This window comes from Bradyrhizobium sp. CCBAU 51627, assembly GCF_028128765.1.
Taxonomy (GTDB): domain Bacteria; phylum Pseudomonadota; class Alphaproteobacteria; order Rhizobiales; family Xanthobacteraceae; genus Bradyrhizobium.
In genome coordinates, this window is sequence record NZ_LBJG01000016.1 from 76,029 (window position 1) to 98,903 (window position 22,875).

General features: G+C 63.9%; 23 protein-coding genes and 1 pseudogene. 8 read left to right on the forward strand and 16 right to left on the reverse strand.

Going from position 1 to position 22,875, the window contains the following annotated elements:
- Nucleotides 1–5 precede the first annotated feature (5 nt).
- The 4 genes from XH88_RS08380 to XH88_RS08395 are packed head-to-tail and all read right to left on the reverse strand — an operon-like array spanning nucleotide 6 to nucleotide 2,550.
- Nucleotides 6–515: a DoxX family protein gene (locus tag XH88_RS08380; RefSeq protein WP_271614939.1), complete on the reverse strand. Its 510-nt coding sequence runs from the start codon at nucleotides 513–515 to the stop codon at nucleotides 6–8.
- Nucleotides 512–1,294 (reverse strand): HvfC/BufC N-terminal domain-containing protein, encoded by a 783-nt coding sequence (locus tag XH88_RS08385; protein WP_271614940.1) that lies wholly within the window; start codon nucleotides 1,292–1,294, stop codon nucleotides 512–514. The genes XH88_RS08380 and XH88_RS08385 overlap by 4 nt, the downstream gene beginning before the upstream one ends.
- The gene (bufB, locus tag XH88_RS08390) at nucleotides 1,284–2,198 is read right to left on the reverse strand and encodes an MNIO family bufferin maturase (protein ID WP_271614941.1); all 915 of its coding nucleotides are present in this window, start codon (nucleotides 2,196–2,198) and stop codon (nucleotides 1,284–1,286) included. Before bufB ends, XH88_RS08385 begins: the two co-directional genes overlap by 11 nt.
- Before the next feature lie 46 nt (nucleotides 2,199–2,244).
- A complete protein-coding gene (locus tag XH88_RS08395) occupies nucleotides 2,245–2,550 on the reverse strand; it encodes a BufA1 family periplasmic bufferin-type metallophore (RefSeq protein WP_271614942.1) in 306 nt (101 codons plus the stop codon).
- A 311-nt stretch (nucleotides 2,551–2,861) separates the two neighbouring features.
- Here XH88_RS08395 and XH88_RS08400 point away from each other — a divergent pair, with 311 nt between their 5' ends.
- The 4 genes from XH88_RS08400 to XH88_RS08415 all read left to right on the forward strand — a co-directional run bounded on the left by XH88_RS08400 (nucleotide 2,862) and on the right by XH88_RS08415 (nucleotide 7,818).
- Nucleotides 2,862–4,949, forward strand: a complete 2,088-nt coding sequence (locus tag XH88_RS08400) for an adenylate/guanylate cyclase domain-containing protein (RefSeq protein ID WP_271614943.1) — start codon at nucleotides 2,862–2,864, stop codon at nucleotides 4,947–4,949.
- Between the two features lie 76 nt (nucleotides 4,950–5,025).
- On the forward strand, nucleotides 5,026–5,610 hold the full coding sequence (locus tag XH88_RS08405) for a HutD/Ves family protein (protein WP_271614944.1): 585 nt from the start codon (nucleotides 5,026–5,028) through the stop codon (nucleotides 5,608–5,610).
- A gap of 105 nt (nucleotides 5,611–5,715) precedes the next feature.
- Nucleotides 5,716–6,936 (forward strand): adenylate/guanylate cyclase domain-containing protein, encoded by a 1,221-nt coding sequence (locus tag XH88_RS08410; RefSeq protein WP_271614945.1) that lies wholly within the window; start codon nucleotides 5,716–5,718, stop codon nucleotides 6,934–6,936.
- 84 nt (nucleotides 6,937–7,020) lie between these two features.
- Nucleotides 7,021–7,818 carry an adenylate/guanylate cyclase domain-containing protein gene (locus XH88_RS08415; RefSeq protein ID WP_271614946.1) on the forward strand — a complete coding sequence of 266 codons (798 nt, stop codon included), beginning with the start codon at nucleotides 7,021–7,023 and terminating at the stop codon, nucleotides 7,816–7,818.
- 18 nt (nucleotides 7,819–7,836) lie between these two features.
- Here XH88_RS08415 and XH88_RS08420 read toward each other — a convergent pair whose 3' ends face one another.
- The 4 genes and pseudogenes from XH88_RS08420 to XH88_RS08435 all read right to left on the reverse strand — a co-directional run bounded on the left by XH88_RS08420 (nucleotide 7,837) and on the right by XH88_RS08435 (nucleotide 12,300).
- The gene (locus XH88_RS08420) at nucleotides 7,837–10,209 is read right to left on the reverse strand and encodes a tetratricopeptide repeat protein (RefSeq protein WP_271614947.1); all 2,373 of its coding nucleotides are present in this window, start codon (nucleotides 10,207–10,209) and stop codon (nucleotides 7,837–7,839) included.
- A gap of 228 nt (nucleotides 10,210–10,437) precedes the next feature.
- Nucleotides 10,438–10,863 (reverse strand): annotated as a pseudogene (locus XH88_RS39180) (tetratricopeptide repeat protein); the annotation flags it as partial.
- Nucleotides 10,864–11,085: 222 nt separating this feature from the next.
- On the reverse strand, nucleotides 11,086–11,454 hold the full coding sequence (locus XH88_RS08430) for a rhodanese-like domain-containing protein (protein ID WP_128968054.1): 369 nt from the start codon (nucleotides 11,452–11,454) through the stop codon (nucleotides 11,086–11,088).
- Between the two features lie 123 nt (nucleotides 11,455–11,577).
- Complete coding sequence (locus tag XH88_RS08435) at nucleotides 11,578–12,300, reverse strand: c-type cytochrome (RefSeq protein ID WP_271614949.1); 723 nt, start codon at nucleotides 12,298–12,300, stop codon at nucleotides 11,578–11,580.
- Nucleotides 12,301–12,415: 115 nt separating this feature from the next.
- Between XH88_RS08435 and XH88_RS08440 the strand changes: the two genes are divergently transcribed.
- Complete coding sequence (locus XH88_RS08440; protein WP_271614950.1) at nucleotides 12,416–13,174, forward strand: CBS domain-containing protein; 759 nt, start codon at nucleotides 12,416–12,418, stop codon at nucleotides 13,172–13,174.
- A gap of 33 nt (nucleotides 13,175–13,207) precedes the next feature.
- Here the strand turns inward: XH88_RS08440 and XH88_RS08445 are convergent, their stop codons facing one another.
- From XH88_RS08445 to XH88_RS08470, 6 genes are all read right to left on the reverse strand, one after another.
- The gene (locus XH88_RS08445; protein WP_271614951.1) at nucleotides 13,208–13,375 is read right to left on the reverse strand and encodes a hypothetical protein; all 168 of its coding nucleotides are present in this window, start codon (nucleotides 13,373–13,375) and stop codon (nucleotides 13,208–13,210) included.
- 23 nt (nucleotides 13,376–13,398) lie between these two features.
- Nucleotides 13,399–13,599, reverse strand: coding sequence for a hypothetical protein (locus XH88_RS08450; RefSeq protein WP_271614952.1), 201 nt, complete (start codon nucleotides 13,597–13,599; stop codon nucleotides 13,399–13,401).
- A 145-nt stretch (nucleotides 13,600–13,744) separates the two neighbouring features.
- Entirely contained in the window at nucleotides 13,745–13,924 is a 180-nt protein-coding gene (locus XH88_RS08455) for a hypothetical protein (RefSeq protein ID WP_271614953.1), read from the reverse strand.
- A gap of 22 nt (nucleotides 13,925–13,946) precedes the next feature.
- A complete protein-coding gene (locus XH88_RS08460; protein ID WP_271614954.1) occupies nucleotides 13,947–14,669 on the reverse strand; it encodes a CBS domain-containing protein in 723 nt (240 codons plus the stop codon).
- Between the two features lie 77 nt (nucleotides 14,670–14,746).
- The gene (locus XH88_RS08465; protein ID WP_271614955.1) at nucleotides 14,747–15,265 is read right to left on the reverse strand and encodes an Hsp20/alpha crystallin family protein; all 519 of its coding nucleotides are present in this window, start codon (nucleotides 15,263–15,265) and stop codon (nucleotides 14,747–14,749) included.
- A 285-nt stretch (nucleotides 15,266–15,550) separates the two neighbouring features.
- Complete coding sequence (locus XH88_RS08470) at nucleotides 15,551–16,327, reverse strand: IclR family transcriptional regulator (RefSeq protein ID WP_271614956.1); 777 nt, start codon at nucleotides 16,325–16,327, stop codon at nucleotides 15,551–15,553.
- Nucleotides 16,328–16,650: 323 nt separating this feature from the next.
- On the opposite strand from XH88_RS08470, the gene XH88_RS08475 reads away from it, so the two are divergent.
- The 3 genes from XH88_RS08475 to XH88_RS08485 are packed head-to-tail and all read left to right on the forward strand — an operon-like array spanning nucleotide 16,651 to nucleotide 21,091.
- On the forward strand, nucleotides 16,651–17,442 hold the full coding sequence (locus XH88_RS08475) for an enoyl-CoA hydratase/isomerase family protein (RefSeq protein ID WP_271614957.1): 792 nt from the start codon (nucleotides 16,651–16,653) through the stop codon (nucleotides 17,440–17,442).
- Nucleotides 17,443–17,446: 4 nt separating this feature from the next.
- Complete coding sequence (locus tag XH88_RS08480; protein ID WP_271614958.1) at nucleotides 17,447–19,546, forward strand: acetate--CoA ligase family protein; 2,100 nt, start codon at nucleotides 17,447–17,449, stop codon at nucleotides 19,544–19,546.
- Nucleotides 19,547–19,594: 48 nt separating this feature from the next.
- Nucleotides 19,595–21,091 (forward strand): SLC13 family permease, encoded by a 1,497-nt coding sequence (locus XH88_RS08485; protein WP_271614959.1) that lies wholly within the window; start codon nucleotides 19,595–19,597, stop codon nucleotides 21,089–21,091.
- 115 nt (nucleotides 21,092–21,206) lie between these two features.
- Here XH88_RS08485 and XH88_RS08490 read toward each other — a convergent pair whose 3' ends face one another.
- Together XH88_RS08490 and XH88_RS08495 are read right to left on the reverse strand one after the other, a co-directional pair.
- Entirely contained in the window at nucleotides 21,207–21,524 is a 318-nt protein-coding gene (locus XH88_RS08490; protein ID WP_271614960.1) for a hypothetical protein, read from the reverse strand.
- 358 nt (nucleotides 21,525–21,882) lie between these two features.
- A complete protein-coding gene (locus XH88_RS08495) occupies nucleotides 21,883–22,635 on the reverse strand; it encodes an HNH endonuclease (protein WP_271614961.1) in 753 nt (250 codons plus the stop codon).
- Nucleotides 22,636–22,875: the final 240 nt, after the last annotated feature.

A 22,875-nucleotide genomic window follows, 5' to 3' on the forward strand; every position in this document is an offset into this window, starting at 1 on the left:
CGCACTTAGGGCACCCTTGGGAGCGCTCTGCCGATCAGCTGGTCGAGCGAGATGCGCCCCGGTCCGAAGGCCATGATGCCAAGGGCCATCGCCGCCCAGGTGATATGCACCGGCCAGCCGTCGGGCACCGTGAGCTCGACGATGACAGTCATGAACAGCAGCCCAAGCGCCGCGAACCGCGTGCCGAGGCCCAGAATGAGCAGGATCGGAAACATGATCTCGCCGCAGCCCGACAGGAAGGCCATCACCGCCGGCACGGGGTAGTGATAGGGGCCTCCGGGCAGATGCAGCATGAACTCATCGGTGAACAGCGTCACGGCGGTGTCGTTGAGCTTGAGAAAGCCGCCCCATTTCAGGATGCCGGAGCGCCAGAACGGAATCGCCAGTGCCACGCGCAACACGAGCTGAACCAGCGAGGGGACGGCGATCATCTGCACCAGATGACTGGCCTTGTCGACCAGAAGCCCGAGCTGCGGCAGGATTCCATCGGCCGACATGCGTTGTTCCGCGATCATCGTGCGTCTCCAAAATCAACTGAAGTGAATGCGCCGGCCTCGATCAGGCCGGCAATGTTGGCTGCGATGTCGAACCCGGCGGAGGCCTCGACCGCGGCCGTCGCGGCCTCGACCAGCGGCCGGCCCTGCATCAGAGAGGTCGCGAAGATTGCGCCGCCGGGCGGCAAATGCCGCACGGTCACATCGAACTCCGGGCGCGTGATCAGGGCGTCTTCCGGCGTTGAGGCGTCGATGCGGCCCACCGGCGCGCCATCGCGGTTGGCAGCAAAGATCGTCACCGCCGAGAAGTCCGAGCGCACGATTTGCGCTGCCGGGTGCGGCGTGAACACGAGGTCGGCCAACCGTTCCGGCTCGACGGCAGCGAGCTCCGCCGGGGCCAGCGCCGCCGCGTCGCGCGCGTGGTAGGCGTCGAGCCAGGCCCGCTCGATGCGAGCGACGTCGGCGAGCCAGGGCATGACCTGCGCATGCTCGTACTGCGCTATGAAGCCGGGAAAGCCGCGGCCATAGTCGAACAGCAGCGGCGAGGTCGGCGGCGTGCTGCGAGCATGAAGGCGCGCCATGGCGCGGAAAAAATCCGGGCCGGTGATGCGCTGCACCGCCGGATAGATCGCGACGAGCGCGTCGATCAGGCTCACCGTGACGTTGTTGCGGTAGACATCGTAGCGTTTGCCGGCGGCCTTGCCCTGCGGTCCGGTCACGATCGCAGGTGTGGTCTGCGCCGGGTCCAGCAGCGCCGATGCGAAGGCCGCGGCAAAGGACAGGCTCTGCTCACGCGGCACGGCGTTCTCCCGTCTCCGCAGCCGGACCGTAGCGATCGAGGATCGCCTGCGCGGCGGCAGCCTCCGCCCGCAGCACCGGCCAGTCCGGAATCTTGCCGTCCCACTCGATCAGCGTCGGCACGCCGCCGCAGCGTGCGATGACGATCTCGTAAAGCTTCCACACGGCGTCTGCGACAGGGCCGTCATGGCTGTCGATCAGGAGCAGGTCGCCCTCGTCGTCGACCTGCTCGGCGTGACCGGCGAGATGGATTTCCCCGACACGCGCGAGTGGAAATTCGGCAAGATACTCCAGCGCGGAAAACCCATGGTTGGTTGCCGAAACGAACACGTTATTGATGTCGAGCAGCAGGCCGCATCCGGTCCGCGCGGCGACGCTGCGGATGAAATCCGTCTCGCTCATCGTCGATTCGGCGAAAGCAAGATAAGTCGACGGGTTTTCCAGGAGGATCGGGCGCCGGATCGCCTCCTGCATCTGGTCGATGTGATCGCAGACGTGCCGCAGCGTCGTCTCCGTATAGGGCAGCGGCAGCAGGTCATTGAAGAAGCTCGTCTCATGCGTCGACCAGGCGAGATGCTCTGAGACGATTGATGGCTGGTAGCGTGCGACGAGGCCGCGGAAGCGGGCGAGATGCGCCTTGTCCAGCGGCTGTGGTCCGCCGATCGACATGCACACGCCATGCAGCGAGAGCGGGTGATCGTGGCGGATCGTTTCCAGCGCGCGATGCGGCGGTCCGCCCGCGCCCATGTAGTTCTCGGCGTGAACCTCGAAGAAGCCGCGTTGCGGGCCGGCACGCAGAATCGCCGGAAGATGTTCAGGCTTGAAGCTGGTGCCGGCGATGCCACCGATCGGGTTGGAATAGCGGAGCGGCACCACAGATGCGATGGGCGCGATTGCCGTCGTCATGATACCTCTCCGCCGTTCCCTGTTGTGCTGGTCGCGATGCCGTGCGTCAGACCGGCTTGAGTGAGCCCTTCTTGCCGTTCGGCAGGTCGATGCTGGTGCAGGTGCCGCCCTGCACGAATTTCCACGCATTGCCCTGGAAGTCGGCGGTCGAGGTGCCCTGGCAGGTCGTGCCAGGTCCGGCGGCGCAATCGTTCTGGCCTTTCAGCGCGACGCCGAAGCACTTCTCTTTCTTGGCGGCGATGGCCGCGTCGGCCTCGGCCTTGGTCAGCGGACCGGCGGCAGCGAGGGTCGCAAGCGCGGTCGAGATGGCGCCGGCAAGCGCGAGCGTGGTGACGGCGTATTTGGCAGACATCGGAAGTTCTCCTTTCGAGATGCATCGCCTGGCGGGCGACAAGCGCATGGTCTCGTTCGTTTCGTACGCAGGTGCGTTACCGCGGATATGCTCACGAATCCGTGAGACCGATTGGATCGGGCGCACGACTGGTGCGCTTGGGCCGGCATTGGTGGGCAGCAGGCGGAGCAAATCCAATGCCTTGGCTCTATCGAGACGTTAGCCGCAGGGCATTGGCGAGAGGGCTGCGCGCCTGTCAGACGTAACGAATGACGGCCGGCGACGTAGAGCGGTGTCAGGAGATGGTGCAGCCTGCGAGGCCGAGGACAGTCATGAACGTTGATCCCGGACGGCAGTTTCGTGAGATCGCCAGGCTGACGGTCAGCATTCGCCTCGCCGTCTCCGCGCTGGTGCTCGCCGCGATCCTGCTGACGGCGGCGCTGTCGAGCCTGGTGTGGTGGCGCACGGCGGAGGCGACCAGCCGGCAACTGGCTTCGACCATCAACGAGCAGATCGTTGCGGCAGTGCGTAAGGAGGTTTCTGCCATCGTGGATGAGGCGCGCGCCGCGCACACCGCAATCCGTACGCTGTTCCTCCAGAACGTGCTCGACACCCGCGAAGCCGACAAGCGCGAATTCGTCTTCCTGTCGCAATTGCAGTCGCAGGCCACGATCTCATGGGTTGCCTTCGGCTGGCCCGACGGCTCGTTCTTCGCCGCGCACAAGCTCGGCGACCGTCGGCTGGAGATGATGGAGATTTCGCTGACCGATCATCCGGGCCAGCGCCGCATCGATGAATATGACGTGGTGCCCGGCGATATCGAGTTCGCCAATCGCCGCTTCGAGCCGACCGGGTTTCGCGTCGCCGATCAGGCCTGGTTCAAGGCCGGGATCGCAGCTGACGAGCCGCAATGGTTCAGGGTCATGAATCATGCGACGGGGCAGCGTCCGTCGATCGCTTTTGCGGGCCCGATCGACGTCTATCAGGAGCGGCAAGGCGTGCTTGCCGTCATCATCGAGTACACAAGGCTTGCGCGTTTCCTGTCGCAGCTCGAGGTCGGGCACACCGGAACGGCCTTCATCATCGACGACAGCGGCGTACTTGTTGCCGCTCCGGACAGGGACGCCGACGAGCTGCATTCGGCAAAGGGCGACACCACGTTGTTACCACTTGCGCGGACGGCGCTCGCAAAAGCGGGTGAAGCCGGCACCCACGAGGCCTGGCGCAGCCAGCTCACCTCGCACGGCGCCGCCTATGAAGTCGCGCTCACGCCGTTGCCGTTTCCCGGCTGGTCGTTGGCAACCGTGATCCCGGAGGCCGAGTTCCTCGGCCCGGTCGAGACGACGCTGCGGCACCTGATTCTTGGCCTGACCATCGGCGCTGTGCTCGCGGCACTGGCGTCGGCCGTGCTTGCGCGTTCCGTGATTGCTGCGCCGCTCTCGCGCGTCGTCGGCGAGCTTCGCCATGTCGAAGCCTTCGCTCTGGAGCAGGTTCGCCGCCATCCGTCGCGCCTGAAGGAGATCGCGAGCCTGTCCGGAGCGATTGCCGAAATGGCGGCCGGCCTCTCCGCGTTCCGCAAGTTCATTCCCGCCGATCTCGTCCGCGCGCTCCTGCGCCAGGGCGTGGAGGCAAGTCCCGGCGGAAGCATTCAGGAGCTCAGCGTGATGTTCATCGACGTTGCGGGCTTCACCGGGCTGTCCGAGCGGCTCGGCGATCGTGTCGTGCCGCTGCTGTCGCGCTATCTGGACCTCACCTCGGAGATCATCGTTGCCAATGGCGGCACCATCGACAAGTTCATCGGCGATGCCGTCATGGCGTTCTGGGGCGCGCCGCAGCCGCAAGAGGATCATGCTGTGCGATGCTGCCGCGCGGCGCTTGCATGCCGCAGGGCGATCAGGGAGTGCGGCCTCACCGACGATCTCGGCCAGCCCCTTCAGATCAGGATCGGCATCAATTCCGGACGCATGCTGGTCGGCAACATCGGCTCGGAACTGCGGCTCAACTACACCGTGATCGGCGATGCCGTGAACGTCGCCAGTCGGCTCGAGGGCGCCAACAAATCCTATGGCACGCAGATCCTGATCGGGGAGACGACCGAACGCCTGGCGCGCGGCGCCATCGTCACGCGCGAGATCGACAGCATCGCCGTTTACGGGCGCGAGGAAGGCCTCGCCGTCCATGAGCTGATCGGAATCGAGGACGAAGGCGCGGTCGCGGCCGACTGGATCGCGGACTACGAGCGCGGCCTCGCCAATTATCGCGCACGCCGGTTTTCCGCAGCGCTCGCCGATTTCGATGCCGTGTTGAAGCAGCGCGGCCAGGATCGCCCGGCCGAGCTGATGTGCGAGCGCTGCCGCCGGCTCGCCGCATCCGCGCCCGACGCTGCCTGGAAGCCCGTGGCGGCATTGGCGTCGAAATAACGCCCTTTGGACGGCGCTCGACGCCAAAGCGCGGAGCGATTAATGATGGGTGGTCATTTCTCCGGACCCCCAACACATGAAGACCACGCTGCTGAAGTCCGAAGACTACACCCGAGCGCCCTGGAAGAACGGCGGCGGCATCTTTACCGATATCGCGGACGCTCATCGTTCCGGCGTGACGACGAAGGATTGGGACAGCCTGCTGTGGCGCTTCGCTTCAACGCCGATCGTGGCGCCGGGGCCGTTCTCGCATATGCCCGGTATCGATCGATTGCAGATGGTGGTCGGCGGCCGCGGACTGGTGCTCAAGGCGCCGGGGGAGGAATTCGACGAGCGCGAGCCGTTCACGACCGTTCGTTTCACCGGCGAGATGGAGATCGTGACCGAGCTCGAAGCCGGGCCGGTCGAGGTCGTCAACTTGATGGCGCGGCGCGGTACGGCGGAGATTGCGCTTTTGGCGCTGAGGGAGCCCGGCGAACAGCCGTTGCCTGCGGGTACGCATCTGGTCTATGCGGCATCCGGCGATTGCCGCATACGTCTCGATCGCGAGGCATTTGTCGTTCCCGGCGGCAGCACGTTGAAAATCGAGCTGACCGGGGCGACGAGGCTGGCGCTCGTCTCGGGGCTGGCCGTGCTGGGGTCGATCCAGCTCGTTGGCTAAGGCCGGTCGTGCGAATGCGCACAATCCGGGCAACTGGTCAGGTTGACGCGGCCTTGCCGGAACCCGATATCTGCGGAGATCAAGATCGCCGCTGAAGGCCAGGATATGAACGCGCCAGACAAGATTCCCACCGCCACGTTGTCCGACGGCGTCGTCGATTGGCTGACCAACGGCACGCGCGACCAGCGTTTCATCGACAACATCTTTGCCGAGATGTGCATCCGCCTGCAGCAGGCCGGCATTCCGCTGAAGCGGTCGACGCTGCACGTCCAGATCCAGCATCCGCAGTGGCTGGGGGCCCGCATCATGTGGTCCGACGGTATGCGCGAGGCCGAGATTGGGCGAGTCGACTTCGATGTGAGGGGGCGCTCCGAATATATCGGCAGTCCCGCCAACGAGATGCAGGACGGTGCCACTGAAGTACGCGAGAACCTCGAACGGGATCCCGCGCTTGGCCGCAAGCACGCGCTCTATGACGAGATGCGGGCCAAAGGCCTGACCGACTATGTCGCCTGGCCGCTCTATCACACCCTCGGAAAGCGCCATCTCATCACTTTCGCGACTGACCGAAGCGGCGGTTTTGACGATGCGCATATCGCGGCGCTGAAGACGGTGTTGCCGGTGCTGGCGCTGGTCAGCGAGATCCGCGTCAAGAACCGTCTGGCGCGGACGCTGCTGGAGACCTATGTCGGCTCCCATGCCGGCGAACTGATCCTCGCCGGCGCCACCAGGCGCGGTGCCGGAACGACGGTGCGTGCCGCGATCATGATCTGCGACCTCAGAGATTTCACCAAGATCTCCGACAATTGGCCGCGCGACGACGTCATCGATCTCCTCAACGATTATTTCGACGCGATGTCCGAGCCGATCGCGCGGCACGGCGGCGAGATCCTGAAATTCATCGGCGATGGGCTGCTCGCCATCTTCCCGCTGAGCCAGCCCCATGCCTGCGCCAACCTGCTGCGTGCCGTCGGCGAGGCCGGCGACGCCATGGTCGCGCTGAACGAGCGGAACAGGGCTACAGGCCGCGCGCCGCTGAATTATGGCATCGGCGTCCATGTCGGCGACGTCATGTACGGCAATATCGGTTCGAGCAGCCGGCTAGACTTCACCGTGATCGGCCCCGCCGTCAACATGGCCTCGCGCCTCGAGGCGCTCACCAAGCAGATCGGCAAGCCGGTGCTGCTGTCGCGCGATTTTGCCGAACTGGTGGCGCCGGAGTTCGAGCTCGAGCGGGTCGGTCAGCACGCCGTGCGCGGTTTCAGCGAACCGATCGAACTGTTCGCGTTTCAGCCGGGCGCGGGGCTCGACGACCGGGGTGCCTGATCGCGCGCTGTTGCCAAGCCGCAAACGTCCAACTACGTTTCGTCTCAGCTCCGCCAAGATGGTCCAGCGATTGGCCGTAAACTCATGCCCAAATTCCTTCGCATCGGCCTGCATCAGTCGAACGTATCGGGATACACGTCGAAGGCATGGTGCGTGCGGCGGGTCGGCTCGGCGGTTTTTCTGAAATGGGGCGCTGTCGAGGTCCAGGGCGCCGGCAAGGGGCGCAAGGTCTATTGGACGCGTCTGCCGCAGGAGAAAACGATCCGTTGCGGCACGGCGCAGCGCGCCCAGGACTACACCAAATCCGCGATCGCGCGCCGGCGCAGCCATGACTATGAGCCGCTCACCGGCGCCATTCTGGCGCGGCGAAAATCCGCCAATGGCAGCGCCGATCTCAAGCAGGCGCTCGCCACGATCCTGATCGTCGACATCGTCGGCTCCACCGCAAAAGCAGCAAAGCTCGGCGATGCGCGCTGGACCAAGGTGATGGGCCTCTACTACGCGGCGGTCCGTAAGGAGCTGAGGTCGTCGCGCGGCAAGGAGGTCGTCACGACCGGAGATGGCGTGCTCGCGACCTTCAAGGCGCCGGCCGCCGGGATCAATTGCGCGACCGCGATCCAAAAGGCGGTGCGCACGCTGGGCCTCGATATCAGGGTAGGCCTGCACGCCGGCAAATACACGATCAGCGGTGGCGAGATGGTCGGTCTCGCGTTCCACATCGGCACCCGCGTCGCCGCCAAGGCGCGCGCCGGCGAAGTCCTGGTCTCGAGCGCGGTCAAGGATCTGCTCGCGGCGCAATCCCAGATTCGTCTCAGGGATCACGGCAGCCACCAGCTCAAGGGCGTGCCGACGCGGTGGCGGCTGTATCGGGTCGAGGGCTGAAGGGCATGGGTGCTCGTTCTAAGCAGCGTGGTCCGCTTCTGAGGCAACGGCGGCCGGCCCTTGGAGCGTTGGATGGCTCTCGCGCGCGTCGTTCGCTCGCTCGCGGCTGCGCCACGCCGACGCCAACTCCTCGAGTTTACGCCGGACACTGTCCACGACGCTGGCCCAGTCGCCTCGCGCGGGTTGCCTGAACAGCCGCATGGACTGATACCACGGGCTGTCGTTGCGGTTGAGCAGCCAGCGCCAGTCCGGGATGAACGGCAACATCGTCCAGACCGGCGTGCCAAGCGCGCCGGCAAGGTGCACGACGCTGGTGTCGACCGAGATCACCAGGTCGAGGCAGCCGATCAGCGCTGCCGTGTCGCTGAAGTCCATGAGCTGCTCGGTCAGGTCGATGATATCAGTCCGTTCGCCGAGGACGGCCCTGTCCTGATCCCGGACGCTCTTTTGCAAGGAGACGAACTGGACGTCGCAATCGAGCAGAGGCGCAAGCGTGCGCAGGGGGATCGAGCGGTTGTGATCGTTCCTGTGATCCGGGTTTCCCGACCAGACGAGACCGACGCGGAGGCGATTGCGGGGGCCAAGCCGGTTGTCCCACGCCTTCACCTGCGCTGCCGGGGGCGCCGGGACATACGACTTTGCGAATGGGATCGTATCGAGCCGCGTTCCGAACACCAATGGCAGGCTCCCGAGAGGGCAGTGCAGATCGAACGGCAGCGACGTTGCAGATGGTCGACTGACGCAACTGGCGACGCCGGACACCCCGGCCAGGAGCTGCCGGATCGGCGCCTGAACCTCCAGGATGACGCGCGCCCCGAGCGCGGCGGCCATGGACGCATAGCGCGCGAACTGAATGGCATCGCCCAGGCCTTCTTCGGAGTGGAGCAACAGGGTCTTGCCCAGGATCGGCTGGTCGCCGCGCCAAAGGGGTTGGGCAAAGCCACGGTCGGGCAAACCGACAGGAAGCTTCCAGCGCGCTTCGCGCCCAGGCCAGCCTCGCTCGAAGTCTCCGCTCATGAGTTGAAGCGTCGCCAGATTGTAAGTCGCGGGCGCATTGCCCGGATCAACCGTCAGCGATCTGCGAAAGGTCGCGAAAGCGTCGTCCAGCAATTGCAGATTCATCAAGGCCAGCGCCTTGTTGTTGAGCACGGCAGAAAAGTCCGGACGAAGTTCAAGCGACCGATCGAAGCACGCGATGGCTTGCTCGAAGCGGCCAAGTCGCGAATGAAGCAGGCCGAGATTGTTGTGCGTTTCCGGCAGAAGGGCGTCCAGCGCAATGGACGTCTCGTAATCGGCTTCTGCTTCCTCGAACCGGTTCGCTTCCTGCAGGCAGGCGCCGCGCATTTGATACAGGGCTGCGGAATTCGGACCCAGCTTTTCGGCGACATCGAGGCATTCCAGGGCTTCCGTATAGCGGCCGAGGTTGAACAGCAGGCAGCCGCAGCTGTTCGCGGCTTCCGGATAGTGCGGATGGAGTTGCAGCGCCCGCCGGAAATGCGGCACAGCCTCGTCCATGCGCTTGCGTTGCCAGAACAGATTGCCGAGGCAATTCGAGAGGACCGCCTCCTGGGGTTTGGTCGCGGACTTGCTCAGGTGTTGCCGTGCTCCTGAGCGCCATGCGGACACCAGCCCCTCGAGTTCGAGGCGAATGCTGTCCACGACGCTCGCCCAGTCGCCTCGCTCGGGTTGCCTGAACAGCCGCATGGACTGATACCACGGGCTGTCGTTGCGGTTGAGCAGCCAGCGCCAGTCCGGGTTGAAGGGCAACATCGTCCAGACCGGCGCGCCCAGCGCGCCCGAGAGGTGGACGACGCTGGTGTCGACCGAGATCACGAGGTCAAGGCAAGACACCAGCGCGGCCGTCTCGCTGAAATCCGTGAGTTGCTCGGTCAGGTCGATGATGTCACGTCGTTCGCTGAGGAAGGCGCGGTCCTGATCTCGGATGCCTTTCTGCAAGGAGACGAACTGGACGTCGCAATCCAGCAGAGGCGCAAGCGTGCGCAGGGCCATCGACCGGTTGTGGTCGTTCTTGTGACCCGTATCCCCCGACCACACCAGGCCGACACGCAAGCGCGTGTGGGGGCCGAGCCGGCCGTCCCACACCTTCGCGCGCGCTGCCGGGGGCGCCGGGACATACGACTCTGCCAACGGGATCGTATCGAGCCGCGTTCCGAATGCCAGCGGCAGGCTGCCGAGAGGACAGTGCAGGTCGAACGCCAGCGAGGGCGTCGACGACCGGTCGATGCAAGTTGAGACGCCGGGCATCCCGGCCAGCAGCGACCTGACCGCAGGCCTGACCTCCAGGATGACCCGGGCGCCGAGCGCAGCTACCATCGGCACATAGCGTGCAAACTGGATCGAGTCGCCCAGCGCCTCGTCGGCATGGAGCAATATGGTCTTGCCTTCGATCGACTGGTCACCAAGCCAGAGCGGCTGGGAAAAGCCGCGGCCGACGAGGCCGAGGGACGATGCAGTCCAGCGGGCCTCGCGTCCGCGCCAGCCCCGCTCGAAATCTCCCGTCAGCATCTGGAGCAGCGCCAGATTCCAGATCGTGTCGGCATTGCGAGGGTCGATCGCCAGCGATTGGTGAAAGGTCGCGAACGCCGCATCCAGCAATTGCAGGCTCCACAAGGCCCGCGCCTTTTCGTTGAGCGCCGCCGGGAAATTCGGACGGAGCGCGAGCGCGCGGTCGAAGCATGCGAAGGCCAGCTCCATCCGCTCCAATCTCGCGTGAAGCGTGCCGAGGTTCTTGTGCGTCTCCGCCTCGGCGGGATTCAGCGCAATGGATCTCTCGAAGTCGGCCTGTGCCTCGTCGAACCGGCCCAGCCGCTGCAAGCATAGCCCGCGCGTCTGATACAGCGGCGCGACGCCAGGATTGAGCCTATCGAATGCGTTGAAGCATTCCAGCGCCTCCGCGTACCGGCCGAGATTGAATAGCGATTGGCCTTGTTTCGCGGCTTCCAGACTCTGTTGCGCGACGGCCAGATTTTGCGGCCGGACGTTCTGGGATGGCTTGGCCGCGGACCGGCGCTCTTGACGGTTCATAGGCTGATCAGAAAAATGGAGGATGTCGCGGGATTTTTGGTCGCGCAAAATGAGGCGCTCGTCGCACTTGCGTTCTCGGTCCGTCAGGTCATGTGCGGCCGCGGCTCCGGGGCTGCCGCGCGCGATGGTGACATGGCGTTGAGGTAGTTTCTGGTGCGAAGCTGGTGTGAGGCTGGCGCACAACGCCCCCCGCGCGGGTGTCGGAAGCGCCGCTGCGCTGCGCTATTTCTCGACCGCCCCGGTCCAGTCCTTGAATCCGCCGACGTTGAACACCTTCTCGTAGCCCATGTCCTTGAGCAGCTTGCCGGCCAGCGCCGATCTGCCGCCGGACGCGCAGTAGAGAATCACGGTCTTGCTCTTGTCGAACGCCTTGTCGTGATAGGGCGACTCGGGGTCGGCGCGAAACTCCAGCATCCCGCGCGAGACGTTCACGGCGCCTGCGATCTTGCCGCTGGCCGCGACTTCCGGCGCGTCGCGAACGTCCAGGACAAGCGTATTGCCGTTCTTGATCATCTCGGACGCCTGTTCCGACGTGATCTTGGGAACTGCCGCATTCGCGGCTTCGAGCATTTGCTTGACGCTGGTGGCCATTGGGTCTCTCCGTTGTCGTCCCCGGACGGAAGATAGCATATCGCTCGCGTTTCGCCTCCTCCTATCGGAGGAGCGTCGAGGCCTTGGAACGGAGCAATTGAGTGCCGACGAGCAAGGCGCGGCCTAGCGCGGCAAGCGGGCTTTCAATGTTTCGAGATACGCCACGATCGCGTCGATCTGGTAGTCTGCAAGTCGCGGGTTGGGCATGGCTTGATCGGGTCCGAGCCTGCGATGGCTCGACGTCAGGAATTGCCTGATGGCGTCGGCGGAGAATGAGGGACGGTTGACGATCTCGGGGAAGCTCGGCGGCGCGGGGCGGTACGCCGGCGATTCCCTGGCGGCATCCTCCACGACATGGCACGTTCCGCACAACGCATGGGCTTGGGCCCGTCCCTCGGCGACCTGATCGACGAACAATTGGTTGGCGACCGGCGGCCGAAGCGGTACCTGGATTGTGATCGAGGCGAATCCGCTGGCCCGATGGCAGCTGTTGCATTCGTCCGTCAGGGCCGAATACGCTTTTGTGAACCCGGGCACATCTTTCTGCTGTATCGCTTGTTGCACGGCTTGCAGCTGAAGCTTGGCCGGAGCGCTCCGTGCTGGATCGGACAGGAGCTTGCTCGCCCTTTCAAGGCCATCGTTCAGCTGCTGGACCTCGTAGTTCGCCAGGCTCCAATTGCTGAGCTTGCCTGCAAACCACAGTTTGGCATGCTGAAGCTGAAACCGGGTCATGAGGTCGGAGAGCGCGGCGGAGCCGGCGACGGACGTCGTTTGAGCCGGCGCTTGTGGGCTCGATGCGGCCATTACCGTTAAAGTCGCAGCGATGAACAATGTGAGCAGGCGCATGCCGGAACCCCAGACCTCGCAACAGCATGGCAGTCGACCCCGGTCGCGAGTTGATCTCAATCAAGACCCTGTCACGGGCAGCAACTAGCTGTAAGGTCTCTGCGGAGTGGAAGACATGCGCGCGCACCAGATAATGTCCCGGCGGGTCATAGCTATTCGCCCTGACGCCTCCATCGCTCAGGCGATCAAGACCATGCTGGCCCACCACATCAGTGGTCTGCCGGTGACGGATTCGACGGGAAAGCTGGTCGGCATCATCTGCGAAAGCGACTTCCTCAGGCGGGCGGAGCTGGAAACGGAGCACAGCCGCAACCGGCTGCTTAGCGTCCTGCTTGGAGCGGACCGGATTGCGCGCGAGTTCGTGAAGGAGCATGGGCGCAAGGTCGAGCAGGTGATGACGCGCGATCCGGCGACGGTCAGGGAGGATACCTCCCTCGAGGAGATCGCCGAATTGATGGAGCGCCGACACCTCAACCATGTCCCGGTGATGCGCGACGACCACATCATCGGCATCATTACCCGGTCTGACTTCCTGTCCGCGGTTGCCGGTCCGCTGACAGGCGCACCTGGCTATTCGGAAGACGACAACCAGATTCGCCGAACGGTCCTTGCGGCAATGGCAGGGAAGTCCTGGCAGCCCGTCGGCTTGAACGTCAGCGTCAGGAACGGCGTGGTGACGCTGCGAGGCGTCGTGAGCGGTGAGAATGCGCATCAGGCGGCGATCGTGGCCTGCGAGAATGCGTCCGGCGTTCGCGAAGTCGATGACCGCCTGTGCCTTCAGTCGATCGGTCCCGATCCGGAGGACGAGTACGGTGGCGGAGACTTCGTCTCGGTGCAGGCGGAGCCGTCCACGCTGGATGATGAGCCGCTGTAACCCGCCGATTTGACCGGGCGGGCAGGCGATCGCCTAGTCTTCCGATGCGCGAGGGGTGAGACGGCGCCCTACGCGCCCGGGGCCGTTCTTCGAGCGGACCGGCTGCTTGGCAGGTCGGGCCATCGAGGAAAAATAGAGCGCGAATTCGAGGACGCCAAACATCGCGAGAACCATCAGCGCCTTGATTGCTTCGTTGGTCATCTGGATATCCTCCAAAGGGCCTTCTAACGTTGTGCGATCCTGGTCATAACGTGGGTGGGATGCGGCTGTTGGACCGTCACAGTCGTCCGCCTTTGTGCGTTCAAGTCAGGATAGGTCAGGTGCAAGGCCAGCGCGGTCGTGACGATCGCGATGCCGGCAATCAGCCCGGCTACGATCACCTTCAGATGTGTTGCCTTGTCCGCCGTGTGCATCGAGTGATTCATTGCAGGCCCCTTGCCGGTGCGTGCCGATGAATCCTTTCTAAGGCCTAAATCCTCCGGCCGAAATTTGGGAGCATCACCTAAGGGGATGTCCTTAGCTGCACGGGAAAGGCAGCAGCGATTGCGACGCCGCGCGTCTCGCCAGCCGTTACCGGGGGGCCTGCCGGTCTCGTCCGGCATAGGCGGCCATCAGCCAGACCAGGCCGGTGACCAGCAGCATGGTCACGATGGTCTGGATCAAGCCGAAGTTCAGCGCATCACGCGCCACGAACAGCGCCGTGATCGGCGCTGCTATGGCAAAGAGAATCCGAACGATCCAGCCGAGCATTGTGGCCTCGTTCTGCGGGCGTTCAGCTCGCGGCCTTCAGGTCTTCGGGCGATTCCACATAGAATCCGGAATACGTATCGACGAGGCAGAGATGGTCGTGAACCTTCTTGACGCCGGAGGTGTTCTCGGCGGCGACGATCGCGGCTTGACGCGCCTCGTCGGTGGTAATCAGGCCGTGCAGATGCACGACGCCGTCGCGGACATTCACTTCAAAGCCGATCGGGCGCCAGTCGGTGGCGTTGACGGCGCGCGTGATGCGTTCGCGGACGTGCTCGTCATCGGCGGTCGGATCGGGGATTTCATGCACCAGGCTCGCCACGGTTTGCAGCACGTTCGTTCTCGTGACGATCCCGACCGGCGTCTTGCCGCGCAGGACGGGGACGCGCTTGATGTCGTTCCTCTCCATCAGGTCGACCAGTTCGGCCAGACCGGTACTTTCCTGCACCGACACCACCTGCTTCGTCATGACATCCTCGACCTTGCGGCCGCGCTCGTGGACGAACTCGGCAGCCGCCCGTCCCGGTCCGATGAGGAATTTCAACCATGCAGCGTGCCTGCGGCCGGTGCCGATCTCGCTGCGACGGAGGAAGTCGCTTTCCGAGACCATGCCGACGAGATTGCCCGCATCGTCGATCACCGGCAGACCGCTGATGTGCATCCGGAGCATGATCTTGGCCGCCTCCTCGATCGTGGTGTGCGGAGTTACGGCAACGACGTCTTTCGTCATGATATGATGTGCGCGCATGTTCTGTCCTCGAGTTCGCGGGCGAGTTTCTTGGATGAGGCGAGGCTGCGATCGCCGCAGCCTCGCGTCGGTGGGCCTCAGGCGGCCTTCACATCGATGGTCTTGGCGGGCTTTTGGGCTTCTTCGGTCTTCGGCAGGACGACCTTCAGCACGCCGTTCTTGAACGTCGCCTCGATCTTGTCGGAGTTGACACCGTCCGGCAGCGCGAAGTAGCGCTCGAAGGAGCCATAGCGGCGCTCGGACACGTAATAGTCCTTCTTCTTTTCTTCGGTCTCTTCCTTCTTCTCGCCGCGGATGGTGAGACCGCCGTTGACGAGCTTGACGTCGATGTTCTTCTCGTCGAGGCCGGGAAGCTCGGCCGTGATCTCGTAGGCCTTCTCGCTTTCGGCGATGTCGACGGCCGGCGCATTGAAGTTCCTGGACAGGTCGCGCTCGAGCCTGGCGAGCGAGCGGAACGGCCGTTTCCAGAAGCCATTGCCGAAATCGTCGAAGATCTGGTCGATCTCGTTTCTCAGCGCCTGGAACGGCTGCCACGCCTCGCCGGTCGCAGGCGCGGTCGAGGTTTTGCTGACAGGTAATTTGGTCTCGGTTGCCATGATCATGTTCTCCTTCGCGGTCGACCATTCCGGTCGCCGCGAAGAGTAGTCTTCGACCCGGACGCGGTGGTTGATTTCGCTCAAACCTGCGCGCGGGGTTGCGGCGGATCAGGTGCACGGGTGCGAGTTGCCGGGATCACGGCCAAGGCGGCCTTGGAGTTCGTCGCCGCTGGGGCCAATCGAGCAACATAAGACAGCACTGCAGACATTTTTGGCCGCCGGCAATCAGCGGTGTCGGCCGTGCGAGTAACGCTCGGCCAGGAATGCGTGGAAGGTTGGATCGGGTTACGGCCCCGAAAGTGCCCCCTTGCATCGCGCCGCGAACGCCACGAGATAGCTGCCGATCTCCGCACCAAGGGCCTCTGTCGGTTCAATGTCCTGCACGCTCATGTTGAGCGCGTAAACCGGCAGACCTTGGATGACGATCGGGGTCGCGACGGCGAGTACGCCGGGCTGCCAGGAGACCGCACAATAGCCGTCGCGCCTGACCGAGCGGATCGACTTCTGCACCTCGGCGATCAGGGTTTTGGTGGCGGCGGCATTGCGACGCCTGAACTTTACGAGCAGCCTGTCGCGCTCCCCGTCCGAAAGCCCCGCGAGATAGGCGCGCCCGAGCGAGGTCAATTCCATCGGCACCTGTTGACCGGCCACGATGCTGCGCAGCGTCGGGCGCGGGTTGTAGCGGATGGATTCCAGATAGACCATCATCGCACGATCCGCCGTCGCCAGGCCGACGTTGAGCCGGCGCCGCGTGGATTCGGCTCGCATCAGGGGACCCAGCACCTTGAGCACCGGAGATCCCATCCGAACGGCGTGGCCGAGACTGAGAACGGCCGCGGCCAATCGATAAGTCCGCTCGGTCCGGACTTCGTCGAGCATGCCGAATGCGACCAGGGTCTTGGTCAGGCGGCTGACCGTGGAGCGGGGCAGGCCGGTTCGCTCGGCGATCTCGCCATTGCCGAGCGTATCGACGCCGGGCCGGAACGCGCGCAGGATCTCGATGCCGCGCTCCAGCGACCGGTTTCCATTTGCGCCGCCGGCATATTGCCGCGCCAGAGCCATCCGGCCTCTCCGGAGTAAATTTCACTTAGTGGAAACGAGGGCTGCACCTTTCTATGGCGGTTCGGTATAGACGCAAGCAATAAAACCAAGCGCAAAGCATTTCGGGAGCACGAAACGCAATGTCTCATCGTCCTGCTGGATAACCTCCGGCCCGGTTCGTCGATCTGGACGCGACGGACGCCGGCTTGAAATCGATGCATCGTTGATCGCCGGCGCAGGCGCGCCGCAAAACCCTGGTCGGCACCGCCGGCACGGCCGGAATGATGCGTCCTCCACGATGAATATCCCCGTTTGGGTATCCAACAACGATCGAAGGCCTGCACATGACCTATCAACTCATCGAATTCTCGATCGATGCCGGCATCGCGACGATCGCGCTGAACAGGCCCGATCGCCGCAACGCCATGAGCGACGACATGCGCGCGGAATTCGTGGACGCGCTCCAGGCGGTCACGAGCGACAATGCGATCCGGGCTCTGGTTTTGACAGGGCGGGGCTCCGCCTTTTGCGCAGGCGGCGACATCAGCGGCATGAAGCGCCGGCTGGAAGCTCCGCAGGGCGAAGTCGCGTTCAACGGCTGGAGCCGGCAGCAGGGCGTGCATCGGGTGCAATCCATGTTGCTCAACCTGCCGAAGCCGACCATCGCCGCTGTCAACGGCGCGGCGGCGGGTCTCGGCGCCGATACTGCGCTCGCGTGCGATTTCCTGATCGGCTCGGAGCATGCGAAGTTCACCTGGTCCTACATCAAGCGTGGGCTGATCCCCGACGGCGGCGGATCCTATTTCTTGCCGCGACGGGTCGGGCTTCCCAGAGCCAAGGAGCTGATTTTCACCGGGCGAATGGTGGAGGCCGAAGAGGCCCTTGCGCTCGGCATTCTCGATCGCAAGGTGGCTCCCCGCGAACTCCTGAGCGCGGCGAAGGCATGGGCGGCCGAGCTCGCGCAGGGATCGCCGACCGCGCTGGCGCTGAGCAAGAAGATCCTGAACCAGTCATTCGAGCGTTCGGCGCACGAGATCTTCGATCTCGGCAGCCAGGCCCAGGCCATCTGCTACACCAGCGCCGAGCACCGCGAAGCGGTGCTGGCGTTCCTCGCAAAATCATCCTCGAAGGAGTGACGCCATGAACGCCGTCGCGCGTCTCATTCGGCCGCGGAGCGTGGCCGTGATCGGCGCATCAGCCGATCCGAACAAGACCTCGGGACGGCCGGTCTCGTTCCTGCAAAAGCACGGTTTTTCCGGCGCGATCTACCCCGTCAACCCCAAGGTCGAGCGTATCGGGGAGCTCACCTGCTACCGTGATGTCGAGGCACTCCCGGCTGTACCCGACGTCGGGATCGTCCTGTTGGGCACAGAGCGCGCGCATATGGCCGTGCGGGAGCTCGCCAGGAAAGGCGCGGCCGCAGCGATCGTCCTTGCCGCCGGCTACACCGAGACCGGTGAGGAGGGGGCTCAGCGCCAGAAGGAGCTTCTGGAAGCCGCCGGCTCGATGCGCATCCTTGGCCCCAACACGATCGGTCTCGTCAACCTGACCGACAACGTCGTGCTGTCCGCCTCGGGTGCGCTGGCGATGGATCGTTTCCCCGCCGGCCCGATCGGGCTGGTGTCGCAAAGCGGCGGCATTCTCGGGGCGCTGCTCTCTCGCGCGGCGGCACGGGGCATCGGATTGTCGAAGCTGGTGTCCACCAGCAACGAAGCGGATCTCGAACTTTCGGACTTCATCGAGTTTCTTGCCGCGGATGAAGCCACCCAAGTGATCGCGCTGTATGTCGAGGCTATCAGGCATCCGGCCCGTTTCCGCGAGGCGGTGCGAAAGGCGCGCGAGGCCGGCAAGCCCGTGGTGGCTTTCAAGATCGGCCGCTCCGAGGCCGGAGCCAAGGCGGCGGTGTCGCACACCGGCGCGCTGGCCGGCTCGGATCGCATGTACGATGCGCTGTTCAGGCAGCTCGGCGTTCTCAGGGCGAAAACGTTCGAGGAACTACTCGATATTCCGGCGGCGCTCGCCGCGGGACGGAAACTCGGCGGCAAGCGCGTGGCGATCCTCACGTCCACCGGCGGCGCCGGAACCGTCGTCTCCGACAGTCTCGGTGTCGCCGGCTTCGAAACGCCCGCGCCTGACGCGCAGACCGCAGCGCGGCTCGCCTCGCTTCAATCAGGCTCCCACGCCAATTTCGACCGCAATCCGGTCGACCTGACCCTGGCCGGCTTGCATCCGGATATCCTGCGGGGTGCGATCCGCGCCCTGCTCGCGAGCCCGTCCTATGACGCCCTCGTGGTGATCGCGGGATCGTCGGCCGTCGGATGTCCGGCGCTGCTGGCGGATGCTATCCACGACTGCCTGCCGGACTCCGACAAGCCGGTCATCGCCTATGTCAGCCCGCACGCGCCCGAGGTCGGCGCGGTGCTCACCGCCCGCGGCGTGCCGGCTTACACCTCGGCCGAAAGCTGCGGCTCTGCATTCTCGGGCTTGCTGCTGGCGGCCGGGTCCACGCAAGGCGAGGTTGCTGCCTCGCCCGAACGGCGGGTCGATATCAGCGATTTCTCGCAAGGCTCGCTCGACGAGGCCGAGGCCAAGGCGCTGTTCGCGCGCTTCGGCATCCCGGGGGTGAATGAGCGGATCGTCGAGACGCCGAACGAAGCGGAATCGGCGGCGCACGAGCTTGGCGGAAAAGTCGTCCTGAAGATCCTCTCCAGCGAGATCACGCACAAGAGCGAGGTCGGCGGCGTCGCAATCAATCTGACACCGGAGACGATCGGCGGACGATTGATCGCGATGGCGAACGACGTGGAGCAGGCGATCAGTCAGCGTCCGCAACGCTTCCTTGTTCAGGAGATGATTGCGGGCGGCGCTGAATTGATTTTGGGCATGCACCGCGATGCGCTCGGCACGGCGATTCTGCTCGGCATGGGCGGCGTCACCGCGGAGCTCTTCAAGGACACGACCATGCGCCTCTTGCCGCCGCAGGGCGGCCTCAGCCGTGACGAAGCGCTCTCGATGCTGCACGAGCTGATCACCTGGCCGCTGCTCGACGGATTTCGCGGGCGGCCAAAGCTGGACGTCGAGGCTTTGGTGTCTGCGATCGTGGCGTTTTCGCTGATGGCGGCTCAGCTCGGCGAGCGCCTGATCGAGGCCGAGATCAATCCCGTCTTCGTCCTGCCGGCGGGCCAGGGTGTGCGGGCTGCGGATGGCGTCGTTGTGCTGGGTACTGCAGGTCGAACCTGACGTCACCGGCAAGTCGCCGAAACAATAAAACAGGGATGGAGGAAACGCATGTCGACGCTGGTTCATGCTGCGTCCGAAACGACCGGACCGGGCACGAGGAAATTTCTGACGGTGCTGATCGGCCTCGCGATCATGCTGGCGATCATCATGACGCCGTCGCCGGCCGGTCTCTCGCCAGCGGGACAGCGCGTTATCGCCGTGATGGCCTTTGTCGTGCTGATGTGGATCACCGAGGCGATTCCCTACGGGGTCAGCGCGGTCGCGCTCGTATTCCTGCTGATCCTGGCACTCGGCTTTTCTCCCCCGGCAGGCGGCACCGGTGCGATGCTCGGAACGGCAAAGGCCATTCCGCTCGCACTCAGCGGCTTTTCGAACAGCGGCTGGCTGTTCGTCGCGGCCGGTCTTGCCATGGCGGCGGCGATCACCAGCACCGGGCTGGAGAAAAGGGTGGCCTATCTGATCCTCAAGCTGGTCGGCGCAAACACCCATGCGATCATGTTCGGGATCATCCTGACCGCTTTTGCGCTCACCTTCTTCATTCCCTCGGTGATCGCACGCGCGGCGACGCTCGTTCCGATCGTGATCGGGTTGACCGAGGCATTTGGTCTTCCTCGCAACAGCCAGATCGGCAAGGCCATGCTCCTTCTCGCCGGCATCCTGCCCTCGGTGACCGGCGTCGGCGTGCTCACCGGGGCCGCGCCCAATCCGGTGATGGTGAGCTTTCTGACCGGGGCCGGTCAGCCTCAGGTCGGCTATCTCGACTGGCTGATCGACCTCTTTCCCTACACGGTCGTGTTTTCAATCGGCCTGTACTTCCTGACGACAAGGCTCTTCAAGTTTGAATTTGCCGAATTGCCCGGAGGCACTGACTACATCGCCGCGCGGATCGCCGAGATAGGGCCGATGTCGACCGCGGAGAAGCGGGCCTCGCTCATCATGGCGCTGACGATCTTGCTCTGGGCGACCGACAAGATCCACCATGTCGAGGCATCCGCCATTTCGGTGCTTTGCGTGCTGCTGCTCGTTCTGCCGGGTGTCGGCGTCATCACCTGCAACGACCTCTACAAGCGAATTGACTGGAACTCGATCCTGCTGTTCGGCGCGGGAATTTCGATGGCTGAGATGCTGACCAGGACCGGCGGGGCGGCGTGGCTGTCGAAGGTGGCGTTCGTCGAATCCGGGATGGGAGGCCTGTCGATCACGGCGCTGGCGATCATGATCTTCGTCGTCGTGTTCTTCGTCCGCTTCTGCTTCACCAGCATCACCTCGTGCCTGACCGCGATCACGCCGGCGATCATCGGCTTTCTGGTCTCGCTGCACAATCCGGACCTGCCGATCGTCGGGATCGTGCTCGGGGTGGCTCTCATCGCCCAATGTCTTTCGATCATCCCGGTGACGTCAGCCCCGGCGATGATCGCCTACGGCGCCGGCGGCTTCACGACGCGGGACATGATGCGGCTCGGCCTGCCGCTCGCGGTGATCATGTACGGCCTCATCATGGTGTTCATGTTCACCTACTGGCCGCTTGTCGGCCTGTGGAAGTGATCGGGGATATGGGGGCATGTCGGCCGGCACGCGCCAGCGCGCCCTTCGGCGGTGAGGGAAGAATCCGTTCGGTGCAACGAAAGAGGCCGCCTTCCGGGCGGCCTCTGTTCGACCTTCACCAGCGATCGGGGCCGACGCCGATGGTGACACCGGGGCCGCCATATCCTCGATCGTAGTAGTCGCGATCATAATAGGCGCGGGCCGGCGCCCGGTAATAGCCGTAGCTGTCGCGCCACCTGGCGTGGCGATGACGACAATTTCCGACGCCCGCCATCAATTGACCGCCATTCATCGCGGGGCCTTCCACGCCAACTGCGCTGCTGCTCGAGCCCGTGCAGGGGCCGGGACCCCACCCTTGCGCAAAGCTCGGAGACGCCAGCCCAGCTACGACAAGCGACGCCGCAATCATGCCAATGCTTGGAACAAATTTCATTTCGGTCCTCCAGTTTCAACACGGGTCAACAACGCGCAGCTGTCGACGTTCCCACCGGATGGGTGAGCCGAAGCGAGGGTCGGGAGGGAACGTTTTATCGCCGGGACGGAACTCGGGCGGCTATTGATAAGTCTCAGTCGCAGATCCGAAAAAATAGAACTTGGTGGTGTCTGCGTGGTGGGCCCGGCAGGACTCGAACCTGCAACCAGACCGTTATGAGCGGTCTGAGACATAAGTCAAAAAATAGTAATTAAATCAATGGCTTGCAGATTTGCATTTTGCGGCAAAAATGCGAATCGCGCCCGTTTGTTTGCATTCGTTCCTTTTCATTCTGGATTGTGTCGCATCCGCAATCACTTTAAACGCCCCGGAAGCCCCCATCACAAAACCAATCGTTCTCGCTCAGCGTGCGGTAAGTGACGGCCTGCCAGCTGTTGCTCCGGACCGCTTCGCGCGTTTCGGCTTGCCTTGTTAGTTCCTCACGGACACCATCCGACCCGCGGCTGTCGTAAATGACGCCGAGGAGATGCGCTTGATCGCTGATCTCGCGTGCAGCCTGGGCTCCATATAGCTGGGCCAATCCCAGCGTTCGAAATTGCCGCCGAACTCGTTCGTTAAGATCATTGGACCAGGAGGCGTTTGCTTGTGTCCGGAAGACGATCGCTGCTACGGGGCCTTGAACGACTTTTGCCGCGAGCCACTGCTGATCCTCGACGTCATCGAAGTAAGGATGAAGAAAAACTTCCTCTGGCGCAGATGGAGCGAATGACAGCTTGGTCTTGTTGCAATCGGCGCAGGCACCGACGAGGTTATCAGGGGTAACCGCCAACGTGGGGAAGAGCCGCTTAGGTAAAACGTGGTCAAGCGTCGACACCGGTCGATGATCGCAGAACGGGCAGATCCCATGCTTCGGCAGAAGCTTGATCGCGTCGTAGATATGACGGCCCGGTCCCTTTTTACCTGCCATACGCTGATCGTAGACCTTGACCATCTCGTCTGTTGTTACCAAACCGGAGACCCCATCAGTTTGAGCGATGAGATGAAGCGCGGCGCTACTAGCGCGTCTGGCGTAGAGATCAGATTCAGTTTTAACTTGATCCGCGATCGCCATTAGACGACGCTTTAAGGGTCGGTTGTGGACCCGACTGATGCATGCGGCGAACGAATCGTCAGCAGCGAAAGTTGGTCGATCGACGCACCACATCAGGCGAGATCCTCGTCGTCCGCGGCGTCGCGAGCTGCAATACGCGCACTGATCAGTCGTCCGTGAAGAACTCCCAAGCCGTTGATTTGGAATCCAGAAGCGGTGTTTTGCCGTGACTGGATTTGCCGGAAAGCGGGCCTTTGGAGC

Excerpts from the sequence above, each read along its gene's own strand:
- XH88_RS08380 (WP_271614939.1), bottom strand. The coding sequence starts at position 515 with ATGATCGCGGAACAACGCATGTCGGCCGATGGAATCCTGCCGCAGCTC.
- bufB (WP_271614941.1), bottom strand. The coding sequence starts at position 2,198 with ATGACGACGGCAATCGCGCCCATCGCATCTGTGGTGCCGCTCCGCTAT.
- XH88_RS08395 (WP_271614942.1), bottom strand. The coding sequence starts at position 2,550 with ATGTCTGCCAAATACGCCGTCACCACGCTCGCGCTTGCCGGCGCCATC.
- XH88_RS08400 (WP_271614943.1), top strand. The coding sequence starts at position 2,862 with ATGAACGTTGATCCCGGACGGCAGTTTCGTGAGATCGCCAGGCTGACG.
- XH88_RS08405 (WP_271614944.1), top strand. The coding sequence starts at position 5,026 with ATGAAGACCACGCTGCTGAAGTCCGAAGACTACACCCGAGCGCCCTGG.
- XH88_RS08410 (WP_271614945.1), top strand. The coding sequence starts at position 5,716 with ATGAACGCGCCAGACAAGATTCCCACCGCCACGTTGTCCGACGGCGTC.
- XH88_RS08415 (WP_271614946.1), top strand. The coding sequence starts at position 7,021 with ATGCCCAAATTCCTTCGCATCGGCCTGCATCAGTCGAACGTATCGGGA.
- XH88_RS08430 (WP_128968054.1), bottom strand. The coding sequence starts at position 11,454 with ATGGCCACCAGCGTCAAGCAAATGCTCGAAGCCGCGAATGCGGCAGTT.
- XH88_RS08435 (WP_271614949.1), bottom strand. The coding sequence starts at position 12,300 with ATGCGCCTGCTCACATTGTTCATCGCTGCGACTTTAACGGTAATGGCC.
- XH88_RS08440 (WP_271614950.1), top strand. The coding sequence starts at position 12,416 with ATGCGCGCGCACCAGATAATGTCCCGGCGGGTCATAGCTATTCGCCCT.
- XH88_RS08445 (WP_271614951.1), bottom strand. The coding sequence starts at position 13,375 with ATGACCAACGAAGCAATCAAGGCGCTGATGGTTCTCGCGATGTTTGGC.
- XH88_RS08450 (WP_271614952.1), bottom strand. The coding sequence starts at position 13,599 with ATGAATCACTCGATGCACACGGCGGACAAGGCAACACATCTGAAGGTG.
- XH88_RS08455 (WP_271614953.1), bottom strand. The coding sequence starts at position 13,924 with ATGCTCGGCTGGATCGTTCGGATTCTCTTTGCCATAGCAGCGCCGATC.
- XH88_RS08460 (WP_271614954.1), bottom strand. The coding sequence starts at position 14,669 with ATGCGCGCACATCATATCATGACGAAAGACGTCGTTGCCGTAACTCCG.
- XH88_RS08465 (WP_271614955.1), bottom strand. The coding sequence starts at position 15,265 with ATGGCAACCGAGACCAAATTACCTGTCAGCAAAACCTCGACCGCGCCT.
- XH88_RS08470 (WP_271614956.1), bottom strand. The coding sequence starts at position 16,327 with ATGGCTCTGGCGCGGCAATATGCCGGCGGCGCAAATGGAAACCGGTCG.
- XH88_RS08475 (WP_271614957.1), top strand. The coding sequence starts at position 16,651 with ATGACCTATCAACTCATCGAATTCTCGATCGATGCCGGCATCGCGACG.
- XH88_RS08480 (WP_271614958.1), top strand. The coding sequence starts at position 17,447 with ATGAACGCCGTCGCGCGTCTCATTCGGCCGCGGAGCGTGGCCGTGATC.
- XH88_RS08485 (WP_271614959.1), top strand. The coding sequence starts at position 19,595 with ATGTCGACGCTGGTTCATGCTGCGTCCGAAACGACCGGACCGGGCACG.
- XH88_RS08490 (WP_271614960.1), bottom strand. The coding sequence starts at position 21,524 with ATGAAATTTGTTCCAAGCATTGGCATGATTGCGGCGTCGCTTGTCGTA.
- XH88_RS08495 (WP_271614961.1), bottom strand. The coding sequence starts at position 22,635 with ATGGCGATCGCGGATCAAGTTAAAACTGAATCTGATCTCTACGCCAGA.